Genomic DNA, 20,853 nt, shown 5'->3' on the forward strand with positions numbered 1-20,853 from the left:
GCCGAGACCCGGTGGGTGCGTCGAACCCGGTCCTGACACCATGGGACCGAGATCACGGGACCGTGACACCCTCGGAGGAGTCAGCAACATGAGCACGCACTACGACGTCGTCGTCCTCGGCGCCGGCCCCGGCGGCTACACCGCCGCCGTCCGCTCCGCTCAGCTCGGTCTGAAGACCGCGGTCATCGAGGCCAAGTACTGGGGCGGCGTCTGCCTGAACGTCGGCTGCATCCCCTCCAAGGCCCTGCTGCGCAACGCCGAGCTCGCCCACATCTTCACCAAGGAGGCCAAGACCTTCGGCATCAAGGTCGAGGGCCAGGTGACCTTCGACTTCGGCGAGGCCTTCCGCCGCAGCCGCTCGGTGGCCGACGGCCGGGTCAAGGGCGTCCACTACCTGATGAAGAAGAACGGCATCACCGAGTACGACGGCTGGGGCACCTTCGTCGACGACCACACCCTCCAGGTCGCGCTCAGCGGCGGCGGCTTCGACGTCGTCACCTTCGACCACTGCGTCATCGCCACCGGTGCCACCACCCGGCTGCTGCCCGGCACCAGCCTGAGCGACCGGGTGGTCACCTACGAGGAGCAGATCCTCACCGAGCAGCTGCCGGAGAGCATCATCATCGCGGGCGCCGGCGCGATCGGCGTCGAGTTCGCGTACGTGCTGCACAACTACGGCGTGAAGGTCACCATCGTCGAGTTCCTGGACCGCGTGGTGCCGCTGGAGGACGTCGAGGTCTCCACCGAACTGGCCAAGCAGTACCGCAAGCTCGGCATCGAGGTGCTCACCTCCACCCGGGTCGAGTCGATCGACGACAGCGACCCGAACGCCAAGGTCAAGGTCACCGTCACCAGGGACGGCCGGCAGCAGGTGCTGGAGGCCGACAAGGTGCTCCAGGCGATCGGCTTCGCGCCGCGCGTCAACGGCTACGGCCTGGAGAACGCGGGCGTCAAGCTGACCGACCGCGGCGCCATCGCGGTGGACGGCCGCGGCCGTACCAGCGCCGGGCACATCTTCGCGATCGGCGACGTGACGGCCAAGCTGATGCTCGCGCACGCCGCCGAGACGATGGCCGTGATCGCCGCCGAGACCATCGGCGGGGCGGAGACCATGGAGGTCGACTTCGCCATGATCCCGCGCGCCACCTACTGCCAGCCGCAGATCGCCTCCTTCGGCTACACCGAGGCGCAGGCCCGCGAGCTGGGCCACGACGTCAAGGTCGCCAAGTTCCCGTTCACCGCCAACGGCAAGGCGCACGGCCTCGGTCATCCGATCGGCTTCGTCAAGGTCATCAGCGACGCCAAGCACGGCGAGCTGCTCGGCGCCCACCTGATCGGCCCCGAGGTCACCGAGCTGCTGCCCGAGCTGACCCTGGCCCAGCAGTGGGACCTCACCGTCCATGAGGTGGCCCGCAACGTGCACGCCCACCCCACCCTCGGCGAGGCGGTCAAGGAGGCCATCCACGGCCTCGCCGGCCACATGATCAACATGTGACGCGCACCGCATGACGGCAGGGCCCGCCCGACCTCCCGGGCGGGCCCTGCCGTGTTCCGGCGGCCCCGGGCCCGGCACCGGCTCCGACGGCAGGTCAGGCCGACTCGTCCGGCGCCAGGGCGAGGTAGGTGAGCACCGCGCCGAGGGCGGACAGCGCGGCGAGGACCAGCCCGAGGACGTGCAGGGCGTCGGTGAACCCGGCGGCCAGAGCGGCCTGGTGCGCCGCGGCCACCCTGCCCTGGACGGCCTGCCCCGCGAGCTGCGCCGCCTCGTCGGCGGCGAGGCCGCTGCCGCCCAGGTGCGCGGCGGTCAGCGTGCTGAGCAGCGCGGCGGCCCCGGAGACGGCCACGGACTCCCCGGTGATCCGCATCGTGTTGAAGACGCCCGCGGCAGCCCCGGCGTGCTCGGCGGGGACGGTCCCGACGGCCGCGTCGTCCATCACCCCGAAGGCCAGTCCGACCCCGGCCCCGAACGGCAGCAGCGGCACCGCCAGCGCGAGCCACGACCCGTCGCCGCGCACCGTCACCAGCAGCAGGGAGCCCGCCGCGATCAGCGCGGAGGCGGCGGTCAGCACCGCCCGGACGGAGACGGCGGCGGCGAGGCGCCCGGCCACCAACGGCAGCAGGAGGACGGGCGCCGTCATCGGCAGCAGGAGCAGACCGCTGGTCAGGACGCTCCTGCCGCCCACGCCCTGGAGGTAGGCCGGGAGGTAGACCAGCAGCACGACGAACCCCAGGGTGACGGTGAACGGCTGGCACACCACGGCGAGGAACTCGGGCCTGCGGAACAGCCGGACGTCGACCATGGCGCGCCCGGCCCGGCGGACCTCCACCCCGGCGAACAGGACCAGCAGCAGCACCGCGCCCGCCAGCGGCAGCAGCGTGCCCGGCGCCGTCCAGCCGGCGGTGCCGGCCTGCACGAGCGCGTACGACAGCGCGGCGAGCCCGCCGGTGAAGCAGACCACCCCGGGCAGGTCGATCCCGGGGTGGTCCGGGTTGCGGGACTCCGGGGCCCGGGTGGCGCACAGCCACGCGGGCAGGGCCAGGACGGCGACGAGCAGGAAGACCGACCGCCAGCCGGCCGCCTCCACCAGCAGGCCGGCGGCCGGCGGCCCGATCGCCAGGCCGGTGCCGAAGGAGGTGCCGAGGATCCCGAAGGCGAGCCGTCGGCGCCGCCCGGAGGTGGACTGGGCCAGGACCGCCGCGCCCGCCGCCAGCACGGCGGCCGCCCCGCACCCCTGCACCGCCCGGGCGGCGTCGGCCACGGCCATCGACGGCGCGAGCGCCACCACCGCGGACAGCGCGCCGACCAGCGCGATCCCCGACAGCAGCACGCGCCGCCGGCCGATCCGGTCCGCGAGGCCGCCGGCCGCCAGCGGCAGGGCGGCGAAGGTGAGGTTGAAGGCGTTCAGCATCCACTGGGCGGCGCCCACCGAGGAGCCCAGCTGCGCGGTCATGCTGGGCAGCGCCACGGCGGCCCCGGTCACCGAGAACGGCAGCATCATGCTGGCGCAGCCGACGGCGGTGACGGTCGCCCAGTAGCCGCCCGGACCGCCGTCGGTACGCGGTGGGGGAGCGGCCGTGCCCGACGGGTGCTCGGTTCGGGGCGGCGCGGCGCGGCGGGCGTCTTCGGGACGGGCGCCTTCGGGACGGGCGTCGTCGAGGCGGGGAGAAACAGTCATGGCCCCGATCGTTCGCGGGCACCGCCGCCGGGTGAAGAGAGCCCCGTTCCCTGGGTGTGACAGGGCCACCCTCCGGCCCCCGCACCCCCGGCCGGGCGCCCCATACTGGAACGCATGGCCGAACCGATCACGCTCGCCGCCAGCCTCGGCGACTACCTGCGCACCCGGCGGGCGCTGGTGTCACCCGCGCAGGCGGGGCTGCCGCCGACCGGACGCCGCCGGGTGCCCGGCCTGCGGCGCGAGGAGGTCGCCGAACTGGTCGGCCTCAGCACCGACTACTACGTCCGGCTGGAACAGGGCCGCGCCGAGCGCCCGTCCGACGAGGTGCTCGACGCGCTCGGCCGCGCCCTGCGGCTCGGCCCCGCCGAGCGCGCCCACCTGTACGACCTGGCCCGCCCGCCCCGCCGCTCGGCGGCCAGGGCGGCGGGCGCCGGAGGGGACGGCGACGCCCTGCGCCCCGCCCTGCGTCGGGTCGTGGAGGCGATGCCGACCACCCCCGCGCTGATCATGAACGACCGCAACGACGTCCTGGCGTGGAACCGGCTGGCCGCCGCTCTGATCGCCGACTTCCCCCAACTCCCGCCGCGCGAACGCAACCTGGCCCGCCGGATCTTCCTCGACCCGGGCGCGCCGGACGTCCACCTCGACTGGGAGGACGCCGCGCGCACCACCGTCGGCATCCTGCGGATGGCCTCCGGCCGGCAGCCGCACGATCCCGAACTCGTGCGCCTGATCGGCGAACTGGCACTCGGCAGCGCCGCCTTCCGCCGGTTGTGGGCCGGCCACCACGTGCACGAGAAGACCCACGGCCCCAAGCGCTTCCGGCACCCCGTGGTCGGCGACGTGACGCTCGACTACGAGACCTTCCAGGCGCCGGGCGCCGCGCGCCACCTCCTGGTCGTCTACACGGCCGCCCCCGGGAGCCCGGCCGAGGAGGCGCTCGCCTTCCTCGGCGGCTTCGCGGCCGCGGCCCCGGGCAGGTGAGCCGGGGCCGCCCGGCCCGGGCCTGATCCGCTCCGGGCCTGATCCGCTCCGGCGCGGAGCCGCTCCGGGCCTGATCCGCTCTGGCGCGGAGCCGCTCCGGGCCTGATCCGCTCCGGCGTGGAGCCGCCGTCGTCGCCCCGCCGTCCATGGCGGGCTCGTGGACGGAGTCGGAACGGCGGGATTTCCGCAGGCTAGGCGCGTACATGACGCCTGGTGGGGCGGGTGGAGAACCCTTGACGAGGGGTGGGTTCTCTGCGAATCTCTCGGCAGGTTTGGACCAAGGTCTTTTTCGCGGGGGAGAAGACCGGCTCCGGCCCGGGCGTGCGCAGGGGGGATTTGGGCGGCCGGGAGGGTGGGGGCCGGTGCGGCCGGTCGGCCGGCCAGGGGTGGGCCGGGCGGTATTCGGTGGCCGCGTCACCAGCGGATCCGTGGCGGCAGCGTCGCTGCCCGGTCGCGTGCCCCTACCGTTTCGCCGACTGCCGAATCGAGCCGCAGATGCCTGAGTCGTTCCCCGTGTCCGCGTCGTCCTTCCAGCAGGGCATCTGGCTCACCGAGCAACTCGGGCCCGTGCACGGGGCGTTCCAGATGCCCGTCCGGATCTCCTTCGACCGGGTCGACGCCGGGGTGCTCGGCCGGGCGGTGTCCGCGCTGGCCGACCGTCACAGCGCGCTGTCCGTGGTGTTCGTGGAGCGCGACGGCAAGGTGCTGCTGGAGCGGGGGCCCGCCCCGGGCCTGGAGGTGGTCGACGCCTCCGGGGACCGCGTGGAGGACCTGGAGAAGCGGCTGGCCGAGGAGGTGGCGCGGCCGTTCGACCTGTCGGCCGGACCGCCGGCGCGGTTCACCCTCTACCGCCGCGGAGGTGGAGCGGCGGAGCTGCTGATCGTCGTTCACCACGCGGTGTTCGACGGGGAGTCGAAGGACGTCCTGGTCGCGGGCCTCGCCGAGGCCTACGCCGACGCCGACGCCTACGCCGAGGCCTGTGCCGACGTCGAGGCCGCCACGCCGCCCTGCCCGCCTTCTTCGCCCGCCCCGCCGGCTCCGGAGCTGGTGCGCCGGGCCGCCGACTGGTACGGCCCGCGCTGGGCCGCCGCGACGGCGCCGGTGCTCCCCGGGCTGCGGCAGGCCGTCACGGCGGCGGGGCCGGGGGAGTCGGTCGGCTGGCGACTGGACGGTCCGGCCCGGGCGCGGCTGGCCGACGCGGCCGGGCGCAGCGGCGTCACCGTCTTCGAGTTCCTGCTCGCCGCGCTGCACGGACTGCTGCTGCGCTACGGCGGCGAGGCCGTCCCGGTCTCCGTGCCGCTGTCCGTCCGGGCGCCGGAACAGGCCGGTGAGCCGGGGCTGTTCGTCAACGAGCTGCCGGTCCACGCGCCGTCCGGGACGAGCGTCCGGGACTCCTTCGCGGGCTACGCCCGGGCCGTCCGCGCCGAGGCGCGCGCCGGGTACCCGTTCCGGGCGGTGCCGTTCGGCGCGGCGGTGGGCGGGCTGACGGCCCGGGTCGGCCTGGCCCCGGTGTCGTTCGGGTACCGGCGCGCCCGGGGCGCCGACCCGGTGTTCCCGGGCAGTGCCGCGCGCGTGGACCGGGCCGTGTTCAACGGCGCCGCCCGCAATACGCTCCACCTCCAGGTGGTCGACACCGCCGACGCCCTGGACTGCTCCCTCCAGTACGCCCCGGCGGTCCTGCCGCCGGCCGCCGCCGAGCGCATCGCCGGGCACTACCGGGCGCTGCTCGACGCCGCGACGGCGCGGCCGGAGACGCCGCTGGGAGACCTCGCCCTGCTGGGCGAGGCCGAGCGGCGCCTGGTGACCACCGGGTGGAACGCCACCGCCCGCGCCTACCCGAGCGACCGCACGGTGCTGGACCTGGTGCGGGAGCGGGCCGCAGAGGCACCGGACGCCCCCGCCGTCAGCGCCGCCACCGGGCGGCTGAGCTACCGGGACCTGGTGGCGCGGGTCGACGAACTGGCGGCGGTGCTGCGCGGGGCCGGGGTCGCGGCGGGCGACCTGGTCGCCCTGCACCTGGACCGCTCCGCCGACCTGCCGGCCGTGCTGCTCGCCGTGCACGCCGCCGGGGCCGCCTACCTGCCGCTCGATCCCGGCTATCCCGGCGAGCGACTGGCGCACCTGCTCGCCGACTCCGGCGCCGTGCTGCTGGTCACCGACCGAGAACCCGCCCCGGAACTGGCGGCGGCGGCGCCGGCCGTGCTCCGGCTCGGGACGGACCACCCGGCACCGGCGGCCACCACCACCGCCCCGGCGGCGACGCGGGGCGCCCTCGCCTACGTGCTGTACACCTCCGGCTCCACCGGGCGGCCGAAGGGCGTGGAGATCGGCCACCGGGCGCTGGTGAACCTGCTGGCCTCCTTCGCCGACCTGCTCGGCTCGGGGCCCCACGACGTGTGGCTCGGGCTGACCTCGCTCTCCTTCGACATCTCCGGCCTGGAACTGCTGCTGCCGCTGACCACCGGAGGCCGCCTGGTGCTCGCACCGGACGGCGCCGCCCTGGACGCCCCGGGCCTGCGCGACCTGGTCCGTCGCGAGGGCGTGACCCACGTGCAGGCGACCCCCTCCGGCTGGCGGGTGCTGCTCAGCGCCGGGGCGCTGCCGCCGGGGCTGACCGCACTGGTCGGCGGCGAGGCGCTGCCGCTGCCGCTGGCCCGTGAACTGCGGGCCGGCGTCGCCAGGTTGTTCAACGTCTACGGGCCCACCGAGACGACGATCTGGTCCACCTGTGCGGAGGTCCCGGCCGGGCCGGAGGCCGTGCTGATCGGCCGGCCGATCGCCAACACCCGGGCGTACGTCCTGGACGCGGACCACCGGCCGCTGCCGGTCGGGGTGCCCGGCGAGCTCCACCTCGGGGGCGCCGGGGTCGCGGAGGGCTACCGGGGCCGCCCCGACCTGACCGCCGAGCGCTTCACCGCGGACCCGTTCGCCGGCACCCCGTCCGCTGAGGGCCTGTCCGCCGACGCCCCGTCCACCGGCCGCCGGATGTACCGCACCGGCGACCTCGCCGCCTGGACCGAGGACGGCGAACTGGCCTTCCACGGCCGGGCCGACGACCAGGTCAAGATCCGCGGCCACCGGATCGAACCCGGCGAGATCGAGGCGGCGCTGCTGGAGCACCCGGCGGTCGCGGAGGCGGCCGTCACGGTGTACGAGGAGAGCCCGGGGGAGCCCGGGCTGGTCGGCTACCACGTCCCGGCGCCCGGCGCAGGGCCGACGGGCGCCGCCGACCTGCGCGACCACCTGCTGCGCACCCTGCCCGCCGTCATGGTGCCCCGGCGGTTCGTGGCGCTGGACCGGCTGCCGCTCACCCCGAACGGCAAGCTCGACCGCCGCGCCCTGCCCGCCCCGCCGCCCGTGGCCCCCGCGGCCGGACCGTCGTCGGCCGCCCCTGGTGCCGCCCCGGCGGAGGTGGAAGTCCGCGACGACGTCGCCGAAGCCGTCCTGGCGATCTGGTCCGAGGTGCTGGGCCTGCCCGAGGTCGGCCCGGACGACGACCTCTTCGAGTTCGGCGGGCACTCGCTGACGATCATCCAGATCACCGCGCGGATCCGCGCCGCGCTCGGGGTGGAGCTCGACTTCGACCTGTTCTTCGACGCCTCGACCCCGGCCGGGATCGCCGCGGCCGTCCGCGAGCGCCGCTGACCACGGGCGAGTACCCCTGCGCTCCCCCTCCCGCCCCCGCCCGAATGGACCGCCGATGACCGACACCCAGGACCCGCCCGCCGACTGGTCCGCCACCAAACGCGCCCTGCTCGCCCAGCGACTGCGCGGCGCCGCCGCGCCCCGGCGCACCGTCGAGCCGCGCCCCGAGGGCAGCGCACCGCCGCTGTCCAGCGGGCAGGAACGGCTCTGGTTCATGGACCAGTTCACACCGGGCGGGACGGCCTACGCGCTGGCGCCGGCCCGCCGGCTGCGCGGGCCGCTGGACCGCCCGGCGCTGGACCGCGCCCTGGCCGACCTGGTGAACCGCCACGAGAGCCTGCGGATGTCGTTCCCGACCACGGAGCACGGCACCGCCGAGGTCGCCATCGCCGAACCGGGCCCCTTCCCGGCCGAGTTCGTGGACGCGGCCGACGATCCGGACCCCCGGCGAAGAGCCGCCGACGAGATCGGCGCGCTGGTCGGCCGCCCCTTCGACCTGGCGCGCGGCCCCCTCCTGCGGGCGCTGCTGGTCCGGCTCGCCGACGAGGACCACGTGCTCGCCCTGGTGATGCACCACATCGTCTGCGACGGCTGGTCCATCGACATCCTCAACCGCGAACTGGACGCGCTCTACGCCCAGTACGCCCACCGCACCACCGTCGAACTCCCGGAGCTGCCCGTACAGTTCGGCGACTACGCGCACTGGCAGCGGGAGCGGCTGGCCGGCGGCGCACTGGCCGCCTCCCGGGACCACTGGCGCGCCGAACTCGCCGACGTCCCGGCACTGGAACTGCCCGTCGACCGCCCGCGTCCGCCGGTGCTCACCTTCGACGGCGCCGCCCTGGAGCTGCACTGGAGCCCGGAGCTGGTGCGGGCCGTCGCCGAGTGCGCCCGCGCCCACGGGGCGTCGACGTACATGGTGCTGATGGCGGGCCTCCAGGTGCTGCTGGGGCGGCACTCCGGGCAGCGGGACTTCGCCGTCGGCTCGGCGGTGGCCGGCCGCCTCCACCGCGAACTGGAGGGCGTGGTCGGGGCGTTCGTCAACATGCTGCCGATCCGGGCCCGGCTGGAGCCGGGGCAGAGCTTCGCGGGCCTGATCGGGCGGGTGCGGGAGACGACGCTCGACGCCTACACCCACCAGGAGGTGCCGTTCGAGCAGATGGTGGCGGACCTGGACGTCGAACGGGACGTCAGCCGCTCGGCGGTGTTCCAGGTGACCTTCGCGTTCCAGAACTACGGGGACCGCGCCGCCTCCACCGCGCCCGCCGCGGCGGCGGAGGGGTTCGGCTACGAGGCCACCACGACCCACGCCGACCTCGCCTTCTACCTGCGGGAGAAGAAGGACGGCGGTCTCTACGGCCTGATCACCTACCGGACCGACCTCTTCGAGGCCGACACCGTACGGCGGCTCGCCGAGCGCTTCGAGGTGCTGATGGCGGCGGCGACGGCGGATCCGGCGCAGCCCGTCGACGGCCTGCCCATGCTGACCGGGGCCGAGCGCCGGGACGTGGTCGAGCGCTGGGCGGCGGGCCCCGAACTGCCCGCGCCCGCGCCCGGTCCCGGGACGCTGACCGGGCTGCTCGCCGAGGCGGCGCGCGGCGCGGGCGACCGCCCGGCACTGGTCTTCGACGGCCGCACCCTCTCCTACCGTGAACTCGAGGCCCGGGCCACCGGCCTGGCCCGCCGGCTGCGGGCGCTGGGCGTCGGCCCGGACGACCGGGTGGCGGTGTGCCTGGAGCAGTCCCCGGAACTGGCGGCGGCCCTGGTGGGCGTCCTGAAGGCCGGCGGCGGCTACCTGCCGCTGGACCCGGAACAGCCGCCCGCGCGGCTCTCCCACCTGGTGGCGGACGCGGGCGTGCGGGTGCTGGTCACGGACTCGCGGCTGCGGACGGCGTTCGCCGGCTACGACGGCGCCGAGCTGCTCGTCGACCGGGAGCCGGTCGGCGAGGGTCAAATCCTGCCGGACGAGACCCCGTTGGCGGAGGCGTCCGGGCCGGACGACCTCGCCTACGTGATCTACACCTCCGGCTCGACCGGGCAGCCCAAGGGCGTGGCGGTGCAGCACCGCCAGATCCTCAACTACCTGGCCGGCGTGCGGGAACGCCTGCGGATCGAGCCCGGTGCGGCCTACGGGCTGCTGCAGTCCCTGTCCTTCGACTTCAGCATCACCATGCTGTACCTGGCGCTGACCACCGGGGGCCGGGTGCACCTGCTGCCGCGCCGCATCGCCGGTGCCGAACTCGCCGAGCGCATCGAGGAGTCGGGCATCGACTACCTCAAGATGACGCCGTCGCACCTGGCCGCGCTGACCGCCGACGTGGACGCGGAGCGGCTGCTCCCGCGCCGGGCCCTGGTGCTCGGCGGCGAGGCGTCGCCCTGGGCCTGGGCGGCGGACCTCGCCGGCCGGGGCCGCTGCGCCGTGTTCAACCACTACGGGCCGACCGAGGCGACGGTCGGCGTCACCGTCCACGAGGTCCTGCCGGGCCCGGCGGGACCCGGCAGCACCCCGATCGGCACCCCGCTCGCGGGCGCCCGCTGCTACGTACTGGACGAGGCCCGCCGACCGGTGCCGCCCGGGGTGGTGGGCGAGCTCTACCTCGGCGGGGACCGGCTCGCCCGCGGTTACCTGGGCCGCCCCGACCTGACGGCGGAACGTTTCGTCGAGGACCCGTTCGCCGACGGGCGGATGTACCGCACCGGCGATCTGGCCCGCTGGCGGCCGGACGGCACGCTGGAGTACCTGGGCCGCGCCGACGACCAGATCAAGGTCCGCGGCTACCGGGTCGAGCCCGGCGAGATCGAGGCCGCGCTCACCGCGCTGCCCGGCATCACCCAGGCGCTCGTGACGCTCCGCGGCGAGGGCGTCCGCCAGAATCTCGTCGCCTACCTCGAACACCCCGGCGCCGCCCCCGCCCCGACACCCGCCGAACTACGGGAGGCGCTGGGCGCCGTCCTGCCGGACTACCTCGTCCCGGCCCGCTACGTCGTCCTCGACGCGCTGCCCCTGCTGGCCCACGGCAAGGTCGACCGCAAGGCGCTGCCCGAACCCGAGGACCCGGCGCCGACCGGCGGACACGTCGAACCCGACGGCGAGGCCGAGACGGCGATCGCCGCGATCTGGGCCCAGGTGCTGGGCGTCGAACGGGTCGGCGCGCTCGACGACTTCTTCGACCTCGGCGGCCACTCCCTGCTCGCCACCCAGGTCGTCGCCCGCCTGCGCCGGGCCTTCCCGGAGCTGCCCGCCCCCATCGGCGTGATGGACCTGTTCACCCACCCCACCGTCCGCCGGCTCGCCGCCCTGGTCGCCGACCCGACCGCCGAACGCGGCTCCGGCGGCCTGCTCCACCGGCTCACCCCGCCGAGTCCGCGCACCACCGCCAGCGTGGTCTGCGCCCCCTACGGCGGAGGCAGCGCGCTCATCTACAAGCCGCTCGCCGACGCCCTGCCCGAGGACTGGGCGCTGTACTCGATCGCCGTCCCGGGGCACGAACTCGGCGAGGAGGCGATGGACATCGACGAGGTCGCCGCGACCTGCGCCCGCGAGATCGTCGAGAACGTCCCCGGCCCGATCGTGCTGTACGGGCACTGCGGCGTCGGCGTCCGCCTGGCCGTGGAGATCGCCCGGCAGGTCGAGGCCGCCGGCCGGGAGATCGACGCCGTCCACCTCGGCGGCATCTTCCCCTTCGCCCGTCCCCGGGGGCGCGGCGCCGCCGTCGGCGAACGCTGGGCCGACCTCACCGACCGGCTGCGCAACGACCAGGGCATGATCAACGCGCTGGCCGCCGCCGGGCTGGACACCGACGAGGTCGACGCCGAGCAGCTGCGGCTGATCGTGCGCAACCGCCGCACCGGCACCAAGGACGCCGAACGCTACTTCACCCGGCTGTTCGACAGCGAGGACGGCCGGATCAGGGCCCCGATCATCGCCGTCTGCGGCGAGCGCGACCCGGCGACGGACTTCTACCAGGAGCGCTACCGGGAGTGGCACCGGCTCACCGACACCGCCGCGGTCGTCGTGCTCGACGAGGCCGGCCACTTCTACCTCAAGTACCGGGCCGCCGAACTCGCGGAGATCCTCACCCGCGTCCACCGCTCGATCGCCGCCGGCCAGGAGGAACGGCACCACCGGAGCGACGGCGCGACCTGGTGGCTGGCCGGGCTCTCCCGGGGCGACGGCGCGCCACGGGCGGAGCAGGCCCCGCTGCGACCGACCATGCGCCGCTTCCTCACCGTCGCCTCCGGGCAGCAGGTGTCGATGATCGGATCGGCGCTCACCGAGTTCGCCCTCCCGGTCTGGATCTACCTGCGCACCGGCTCCCTGGCCCAGTTCGGACTGCTGGCCGCCTGCGGACTCGTCCCCGGCATCCTCGCCGCACCGATCGCGGGCGCCGTCGTCGACCGGGGCGACCGGCGCCGGATCATGCTCTACGGCGACCTCGCCGCCGGCGCCACCCAGGCGCTGCTGCTCCTGCTCCACCTCACCGGAAGCCTCCAGGTCTGGCACGCGTACGTGCTCATCGGCGTGCTCTCCACCGCGCTCACCTTCCAACGGCTCGCCTGGAACGCCGCGGTGCCCCAGCTCGTCCCCAAGCGCTACCTCGGCCGGGCCAACGGCCTGGTGCAGATGGCCTTCGGCCTCGCCCAGTTCCTCGTCCCGCTGTTCGCCGTCGGCCTGCTCGCCGCGATCGGGCTCGGCGGCATCCTCACCCTCGACGTCGTCAGCTACGCCGCCGCCCTCGCCGTCACCCTGGCGGTCCGCTTCCCCGACCTGATGGGCGCCCGCCGGCGCGAGAGCGTCTCCGCCGAGATCCGCGAGGGCTTCCGGCGGGCGCTCGGCAGCCGGCACTTCCGGGCCATGCTGCTGTTCTTCGCGGTGCTGAACATCTTCCTCTCCCCGCTGTTCCTGCTCACCACCCCGCTGGTGCTCTCCTTCGCCCCGCTCGCGGCGGCCGGCTGGGTGTCGACGGCGGCCGGCCTCGGGGCCGTACTCGGCGGGCTCACCCTGCTCGCCTGGGGCGGGCCGCGCCACCTGCGGCTGCGCGGGGTGCTGCTCGCCACCCTGGCCCTGGCCGGGGCGTGCCTGGTCACCGGGCTGCGCCCGTCGCTGGTCGTGGTCGCCCTCGGCGCGTTCGGCATGGCCTTCGGCCTGGCCCTGGTCAACGGCGTCTACGCGACCATCGTGCAGACCAAGGTGCCGCTGCGCTTCCACGGCCGGGTGATCGCCGTGAACACCATGGTCGCCTGGTCGACCCTGCCGGTCGGCTTCGCCCTGGTCGCCCCGCTCGGGCCCCGGCTGCTCCAGCCGCTGATGGACCACGACGGCGCCCTGGCCCCGACCGTGGGCCGGCTCATCGGCACCGGCGACGGCCGCGGCATCGGGCTGCTCTACCTGCTGTTCGGCCTCGCGATGGCCGCCCTGGTGCTGGTCTGCCTGGCCGTGCCCGTGCTGCGGCACTTCGACCGGGACGTCCCCGACGCCGAGCCCGACGACCTGGTCGGGCTGAAGACCCTCCAGGACCGGGCCGCGACCGCTCCTGCCACCCCTGCTGCCCCCGCTGCTCCTGTCGCTCCCGCTGCCCTTGCCGCCCCGCGCCGCTCCGAGACCGAGGTGACCGTCCGGTGACCACCGCCATCCACCCGCTGACCGGCGAACAGCGCCGGCTCTGGTTCCTCCAGCAACTCCACCCGGACGACGCCGGTTTCAACATGTACCTCAACCGGCGGTGGACCGGGCCGATCGACCCGGAGGCCCTGCGCACCGCGCTGCACCGGCTGACGGCGCGGCACGAGATCCTGCGCACCCGCTTCGCGCTCGGCGCCGCCGCGGGGCCCGCGGCCGCGGACGGCGAGGAACCCGTCCAACTCGTCCAGCCCTCGGCCGAGATCGACCTCGCCCTGGTCCGGCTGCCCGAGGGCGCGGCCGAGGCCGAGTTCACCGACGCCTGCCGCCCGTACGTCAACGCGCCCTTCGACCTCGCCGCCGGGCCGCCGCTGCGGGCGGCGCTGATCAGCGCGGGGGAGGGGGAGCACGCGCTCTGCGTCGTCGTCCACCACATCGTCTCGGACGGCTGGTCGTTCCGGACGATGTGGCGCGAACTGCTCGCCCTCTACCGTGAGGCGATCGGCGAGGCCCCCGCCGAACTGCCGGAACTCCCGCTCCAGTACGGCGACTTCGCCCGCTCCGAGCAGGCCAGGACGGCCGGCGGGGCGGCCGAGGAGGCGTTCCGCTACTGGGCGGAGAGGCTGGCCGGCACCGGCGCGCTGCGCCTCCCGCTCGACCACCCGAGGCCGGCCGACCCGACCCGGCCCGCCGGGTTCACCACCGTCCGCCTCGACCCCGAACTGACCGCCGCCCTCGACCAGTTGGCGCGACAGGAGCGGTGCACCCCGTTCATGGTGCTGCTGGCCGGGTACCAGTACGTGCTCGCGCGCTGGACCGGCTGCCGGGACTTCGTGGTCGGCACCCCGCTGGCCGGCCGCAACGAGGCCGCGCACGAGGCGCTGCTCGGCTACTTCAGCCGGACGGCGGTGATCCGGGCCGACCTCACCGGCGACCCCGACTTCCGTACCGTGCTGCGGCGAACCCGCTCGGCCACGCTCGCCGCCCTGGGCCACCAGGACGTGCCGGTCGAACGGCTCGCCGCCCACCTCGGCCTGCCCGCGGAGCTCGGCGCCGGGCCGCTGTACCGGGCCGTCTTCGTCCACCAGAGCCAGTACGACCTGGCGGGCGGCCCCGGCGCGCCCGCCCTGCCCGCGGGCGTCCGCACCGCGAGCATGGACTCCGGCTTCGAGCAGGCCAAGACCGACCTGCTGCTGGACAGTTGGCGCACCGCCGACGGCGGGATCGCGCTGTCCTTCTGCTTCGACCGCGAGGTGCTGGACCGGGAGACCGTCGAGGCCCTCGGCCGGCGGTGCCGCGCCCTGTTCGCCCGGGTGGTCGACGACCCGCAGCTCCCGTTGCACGGGGACTGGCTGGTGGGGTCCGAGGAGCGGGCGGAACTGCTCGCACTGGGAGCGGGCCCGGAGGCCCAGGAGGCCCGGACGGTGCTGGAACGGTTCGCCGAGCAGGCCGCCGCCCGCCCGGACGCCCCGGCGCTGGAGTGCGACGGCCGGAGCCTGACCTACGGCGAACTCGACCGGCGCTCCAGCGCGTTGGCGCGACGGCTCGGCCGGGTGGCGGGCCGGGTCGTCGCGGTGTCGATGCCGCCCTCCTTCGACCTGGTCGTCGCCCTGACCGCGATCTGGAAGGCCGGCGCCGCCTACCTGCCGCTCGATCCGGCCCACCCCGAGGAACGCCGCCGGCTGATGGTGCGCGAGGCCGACGCCGCCCTGGTCCTCACCGGCGTCGACCCGGCGATCGACGGCCCCGGGCACGACGGTCCCGACCACGCCGACCCCGGGCACGCCGACCCCGTCCCGTCGGACCCCTGGGGCCCGGCCTACGTGCTCTACACCTCCGGCTCCACCGGCGCGCCCAAGGCCGTCGCCGTCGACCACGCCGCGCTCGCCGCGCGGGTGGCCTGGATGGCCGGGCCCGACGGCTACGCGCTCGGACCCGCCGACCGGATCGTCCAGTTCGCCTTGCTCGGCTTCGACACCCACGTCGAGGAGCTCTGGCCCGCGCTCGCCTCCGGGGCCTGCGTCGTCCTGCTGCCCGGCGGCGGCCGCACCCTGCCCGACCTGCTGGGCGGCCCGCACGGCGACACCGTCACCGTGCTCGACCTGCCCACGGCCTACTGGGAGGAACTCGTCGGCCTCGGCGAGCAGACCCGCTGGCCGGCCGCGCTGCGCCTGCAGATCCTCGGCGGCTCCCAGGTGGGCGCCGACGCCGTCGACCGGTGGCGGCAGCGGCACGGCGACGCCGTCCGACTGGTCAACACCTACGGCCCCACCGAGGCCACCGTCATCGTCACCGCGACCGACCTGACCGCCGCGGACACCGCCCGCCGGCCTGCGCTGGGCCGCCCGCTGCCCGGGGTCCAGCTCCACGTGCTGGACGAGCGCGGTGCCCTGCTGCCGCGCGGCTCCGAGGGCGAGCTGTACCTCGGCGGCGCCGGGCTGGCGCGCGGTTACCTGGGCCGGCCCGACCTGACGGCGGCCGCCTTCGTGCCCGACCCGTTCACCGCCGACCCGTCGACCGGCGACCCGTCGACCGGCGACCCGTCGACCGGCGACCCGCTCACCGTGGACCCGTTCACCGGCGGCCGGATGTACCGCACCGGCGACCGGGTCCGCTGGCGTACGGACGGGCAACTGGAGTACCTGGGGCGCGGCGACGGCCAGCTGAAGCTGCGCGGCTACCGGATCGAACCCGCCGAGATCGAGTCCGCCCTGGCCGCGCACCCGGCCGTCGCCCAGGCCGCGGTGCTGCTGCGCGACGGGCGGCGGCTGCTGGCGTACGCGGTGCCCCGCCTGGGCGCCCGGCCCGGCCCGGCGGAGCTGCGCGAGCACCTGGCCCGGCGGCTGCCCGCCTACCTGGTGCCGGACGCCGTGGTGCTGCTGGACCGGCTGCCGCTGACCGCGAACGGCAAGCCCGACCCGGCGGCCCTGCCCGACCCCGAACCGGCCGCGGGGGCCCGCTACCTCGCGCCGCGCACCGACGCCGAACACCTGGTCACCGAGCTGTGGCAGGAGGTGCTGGGCGTGCCCAGGGTCGGGGTGCTCGACGACTTCTTCGCGCTCGGCGGGGACTCCCTGCTGGTCACCCGGGTCGCCGCGCGGATCCGAGCCGGGCTCGGCCTCGACATGCCGATCCGGGACGTCTTCGAGAGCAGCACCCCGGCCGTCCTGGCGGCCCGGATCGAGGCGCTGCTGATCGCCGAGATCGACGGCCTCACCGAGGCGGAGGCCGCCGGCCGGCTCACCGGCTGAGGGCACGGCCGGCGGCCCCCCGCCCCCAGCGCGGGGGCGGGGGCCCCGGTTCACACCCGCGCGGCGCCGGCCAGCGCGGCGGCGAGGTCCGCGGCCAGCGCGTCCACCGCCTCGGCCGTGAAGGCGTGCTCGTTGTACCGCAGCCAGCAGCGCAGCGAGCCGTCCGGCTGCTCGGTGACGGCGAGCTCCGGCACGTGCCGGTCGCCGCCGGGCAGCGGGTACGGCACGGTGGCGTTGCGCGGCAGCTCCCACGCGGCGCACGCCACTCCGGGCAGCTGTGCCGGGGCGCTCCAGCTCTCGTACCGCAGCCAGGCGGCGAACGGGACCAGCGGGCTGAACTCGGCGAAGGGGTACAGCTGGTGGTCCAGCGCGGTGGTGGCGGCCGTGCGGACGCGGTCCAGCAGTTCGGCGAACCCGGGCTCCCCGGCGGCGTCCACCCGCAGCAGCAGCGACTGGACGAAGCAGCCGACCGCGCGTTCCGCCTCCGGCCTGGTGCGGCCGGGCACCGGGGTCATCAGGACGAAGTCCCGCTGTCCGCTGCGGGCGGCCAGCAGCCCGCTCCACACCGCCGCCATCGCGAGGAACGGGGTGGCCCCCAGCTCCGCCGCCCGGGCCCGCAGCGCGCCCGCCCGCTCGGCCGGCACCTCCAGCGTCCGGACGGCGCTCAGCACCACCTCGGTGTCCTGCCGCCCGGGGAACGGGTCGATCGCCGTGGGGGCGCCCGCGAGCGCCGTCGCGAAGTGCGCCCGGGTGGCCGGCCAGTGCGCGTTCGACCACTCCACCAGCTCCCGGTACGCCGGGCCGGGCCGGGCGGCCGGCGCCGGGCGGCCGCCGCGCAGCGCCGAGTACAGCACGCCCAGGTCGCGCAGCAGCACGCCCAGCGACCAGCCGTCGGCGACGATGTGGTGGACCGCCAGCATGACGACGTGGTCCCCGGGGCCCCGGCTCACCACGGCGAGCCTGGTCATCGCCCCCGAGGCCAGGTCGGTCAGCCGGTCGCGTTCGGCGACGAGCCGGGCCGACACCTCCGCATCGCTCGCGCCGGGGGCGTCCAGCAGCACCACGTCGGCGCGCGGCTCGTCGTCGAGCACGGCCCGCAGCACCCCCGGTTCGGCGTCCGGCACCGGGACGAACCTGGTGCGCAGCGCGGGGTGGCGGCGGATCGCCTGGTGGAGGGCGTCGGCCAGGGTGTCCGTCCGCAGCTCCTCCAGCACCCGGAACATCACCGCCACCGAGCCGACGTTGCGGCCCGCGGCCTCGGCCATCCAGCGCAGGAAGTTCTCCTGCTGCGCGGTGAGCGGGAGCTCGTGCGGCTGGGCGCGCAGCGAGCGCAGGAACGCCGTCGCCTCGGCCTCGACCGGCTCCACCGGCCCGGCGGAGCCGGTCGAGGCCGCCGCCTGCTCCAACCAGGCGGCCTGGGCCCGCAGCGAGGGCCGCTCGAACACCAGGGCCGTACCGGCCGCCACGCCGAACTCGGCGGAGATCGCGGCGGCCAGCTGGACGGCCCGGAAGGAGTCCCCGCCGAGCGCGAAGAACTCCTCCTCCACGGCCCGGACCGGCCGCCCCAGCACGCCCCGCCACAGCTCGGCCAGCGCGCGCTCCCGGGCGGTGGCCGGTGCGGTGCCGGCGGTGGGCACGGGCTCCTCGAACCTGGCCCGGAGCCGGTGCTTGACGACCTTTCCGCTGGGGTTGCGCGGCAGCGAGTCCGTCACCAGCAGGCGTACGGGCAGTTCGGCCCGGGCGAGCCGCTCGCCGAGGAAGAGCCGCAGCCCGTCGAGGTCGATCCCGCCCGGGAGCGGGACCACGGCCGCCACCGGCACCTGGCCCATCACCGGGTGCGGCAGCCCGAGCGCGGCCGCGTCGGCGACCTGCGGGTGCTCGTGCAGCACCGCCTCGATGCGCAGAGTGGAGACCTTCAGCGCACCGGACTTGACGATGTCGCTCTCCCGGTCGACCAGGTGGAGGTAGCCGTCCCTGTCCAGCCGGCCCAGGTCGCCCATCCGCACCCAGCCGTCGCGGAACACGGCGCCGGAGTCCGCGCCGACGTACCCCCGGGGCGGGCCCGGCTGGCGCAGCCAGAGCTCGCCGGTGTCGCCGGGCGCGACGGGCTGCCCGGCCTCGTCCAGGATCCGCAGGTCGGCCGGGTCGGTGGGGCGGCCGACCGAACCGGGGCGGCCGGCGTCCACGATCGCGGAGATCTGGGCGGGGGAGGCCTCGGCGGAGGTGTAGGTGTTGACGACGGTCGCCTTGGGCAGGGCGGCGCAGAGCCCGGCGGCGACGGCGGGCGGGAGCGCGGCGGCCGAGGAGCTGACCAGGAGGACACTGCTCAGGTCCCGGCGCTCGGCGATCCCGGAGTTCAGCAGCTCCACCGCCATCGACGGCACCAGGAAGACGGTGCCCGCGCCGTACTCCTCGACCACCCGGCCGAACTCCTCCGCGTCGAAGCGCGGCAGGCAGATCGTGGCCGGCTGCGCGGTCAGCGCGTTCACCAGGACGACCTGGGCGGCGTTGGTCCCGATCGGGAAGGCGTGCACCGCGTAGCGCGAGTGCGCGTACGGGCGGGGGCGGGGGTTGAGGACGAGCCCGGCGGTCAGGCTGGCGTGCGCGGCCCGGACGCCCTTCGGGGTGCCGGTGGTGCCGGAGGTGCCGATGATCTGGGCGAGGTCCCCGGGAGCGGCCCGATGCGGCGGTTCGGCGCCGCTGCCCTCGCCGTCACCGCTGCCCTCGCCGTCACCGCTGCCCTCGCCGTCACCGCTGCCCTCGCCGTCACCGCTGCCCTCGCCGTCACCGCTGCCCTCGCCGTCACCACTGCCCTCCAGGTCGTCGAGGGTGAAGGTGGGCAGAGCGGTGTGCGGCCCGTTCCCGGCTATCGCCCAGCGCGCCCCCGCGGCGTCGACGAGCCGCGCGACGTCCGCCCCGGAGAGGTCCGCGCGGATCACCAGCCCCGCCGCGCCCGCGTAGTGCGCGGCCAGGAACGCCACGGCGTACGCGTCCCACTCCCGGTTGTCGAGCAGCAGCGCCACCCGGTCCCCGGGCCGTACCCCGGCCCGGGCCAGCCCGTGCGCGGCCCGCACCGCCCGTTCGCGCCACCGGCCGTAGGTGAGGCTGCCGCCGCCCGGCACCAGCAGCGCCTCCCGGTCGGGGTGCAGCGCCGCCCGGTGGTCCAGCAGGGCGGGGAGGGTGAGGGGCACGGGGACGGGGACGGGCTGAGCGTTGATGACGACTCCCGGAGGGGCTGCTGACCGCTGAGTGATCCAGAACGTATCGGAGCAGTGAAGGAAGGCGCCAGATCCGTTCACATGTCGTCACGACCGCCCGTCGGCGGCGGGCGTGTGGACGGGACAATGACGGGCGTGACCGACGTGACGCTGAACCTCTGGCGCCGGCCCCTCGGCGCGGTACCGGCCGAGGTGTGGGACCGGACCGACCTGACCGTGCTCATCCTCGCCGAGACCGGCCTGACCGAACTGCCGCCCGAGGTCGGCGGGTTGCGACGGCTTCGCACCCTCGACCTCGGGCACAACCGGCTCACCGGCGTGCCCGCCGAACTGGGCGAGCTGACCGGGCTCGCCGACTTCCTCTACCTGCACGACAACGCGCTGACCGCGCTGCCGGCCGCGCTCGGCCGCCTCACCGCGCTGCGCTACCTCAACGTCGGCGACAACCGGCTCACCGAACTCCCCGCCACCATCGGCGACATGACAGCCCTGGTCGAGCTGCGCGTCCAGCGCAACCGGCTCACGGCGCTGCCCGACCGCCTCGGCGAACTGACCGCCCTGCGTGAACTCTGGCTGTGCGGGAACCACTTGACCACCCTGCCGGACACCTTCGGCGGCCTCACCGCGCTGCGCGAACTCGAACTGCGGGACAACGCGCTCGCCGAGGTCCCGCCGGTGCTCGCCGGGCTGCCGCTGCTGCGCCGGCTCGACCTTCGGGGCAACCGGATCACCGAACTGCCGCACTGGCTGGCCGAACTGCCCGCACTGGAGAAGCTGGACCTGCGGTGGAACGAGGCGCGCCCCTCGCCGCGGCTGCTCGGCGCGCTCGACGCGCGCGGCTGCGCCGTCCTGTTCTGAGCGGCCGCGGATAAAGATCACCACGGCGGTCGGCGCCCTGTTATCGTGGATCGCATGAAGCGCGCTGCACTCGCCACGACGACGCCGGAGAGAGTCCCGGT

General features: G+C 75.7%; 8 protein-coding genes. 6 read left to right on the plus strand and 2 right to left on the minus strand.

Annotated features, from left to right (window positions below):
• Window positions 1-88: 88 nt before the first annotated feature.
• Window positions 89-1,495 carry a dihydrolipoyl dehydrogenase gene (gene lpdA, locus ACIOGZ_RS26015; protein ID WP_363586237.1) on the plus strand — a complete coding sequence of 469 codons (1,407 nt, stop codon included), beginning with the start codon at window positions 89-91 and terminating at the stop codon, window positions 1,493-1,495.
• Window positions 1,496-1,589: 94 nt separating this feature from the next.
• Here the strand turns inward: lpdA and ACIOGZ_RS26020 are convergent, their stop codons facing one another.
• Window positions 1,590-3,176, minus strand: a complete 1,587-nt coding sequence (locus ACIOGZ_RS26020; protein WP_363629728.1) for an MFS transporter — start codon at window positions 3,174-3,176, stop codon at window positions 1,590-1,592.
• Between the two features lie 114 nt (window positions 3,177-3,290).
• Between ACIOGZ_RS26020 and ACIOGZ_RS26025 the strand changes: the two genes are divergently transcribed.
• From ACIOGZ_RS26025 to ACIOGZ_RS26040, 4 genes are all read left to right on the plus strand, one after another.
• Window positions 3,291-4,160, plus strand: a complete 870-nt coding sequence (locus tag ACIOGZ_RS26025) for a helix-turn-helix transcriptional regulator (protein ID WP_363629730.1) — start codon at window positions 3,291-3,293, stop codon at window positions 4,158-4,160.
• Between the two features lie 495 nt (window positions 4,161-4,655).
• Window positions 4,656-7,805: an amino acid adenylation domain-containing protein gene (locus ACIOGZ_RS26030; protein WP_400987521.1), complete on the plus strand. Its 3,150-nt coding sequence runs from the start codon at window positions 4,656-4,658 to the stop codon at window positions 7,803-7,805.
• Between the two features lie 55 nt (window positions 7,806-7,860).
• Entirely contained in the window at window positions 7,861-13,428 is a 5,568-nt protein-coding gene (locus tag ACIOGZ_RS26035; RefSeq protein WP_400987523.1) for an amino acid adenylation domain-containing protein, read from the plus strand.
• The gene (locus ACIOGZ_RS26040) at window positions 13,425-16,676 is read left to right on the plus strand and encodes an amino acid adenylation domain-containing protein (protein ID WP_400987525.1); all 3,252 of its coding nucleotides are present in this window, start codon (window positions 13,425-13,427) and stop codon (window positions 16,674-16,676) included. The genes ACIOGZ_RS26035 and ACIOGZ_RS26040 overlap by 4 nt, the downstream gene beginning before the upstream one ends.
• Window positions 16,677-16,726: 50 nt before the next feature.
• Here ACIOGZ_RS26040 and ACIOGZ_RS26045 read toward each other — a convergent pair whose 3' ends face one another.
• A complete protein-coding gene (locus ACIOGZ_RS26045; RefSeq protein ID WP_400987527.1) occupies window positions 16,727-19,867 on the minus strand; it encodes an AMP-binding protein in 3,141 nt (1,046 codons plus the stop codon).
• A gap of 162 nt (window positions 19,868-20,029) precedes the next feature.
• On the opposite strand from ACIOGZ_RS26045, the gene ACIOGZ_RS26050 reads away from it, so the two are divergent.
• Window positions 20,030-20,752, plus strand: a complete 723-nt coding sequence (locus ACIOGZ_RS26050; RefSeq protein WP_400987529.1) for a leucine-rich repeat domain-containing protein — start codon at window positions 20,030-20,032, stop codon at window positions 20,750-20,752.
• Window positions 20,753-20,853: the final 101 nt, after the last annotated feature.

It is taken from the genome of Kitasatospora sp. NPDC088160, from assembly GCF_044741445.1.
Classification (GTDB): domain Bacteria; phylum Actinomycetota; class Actinomycetes; order Streptomycetales; family Streptomycetaceae; genus Kitasatospora.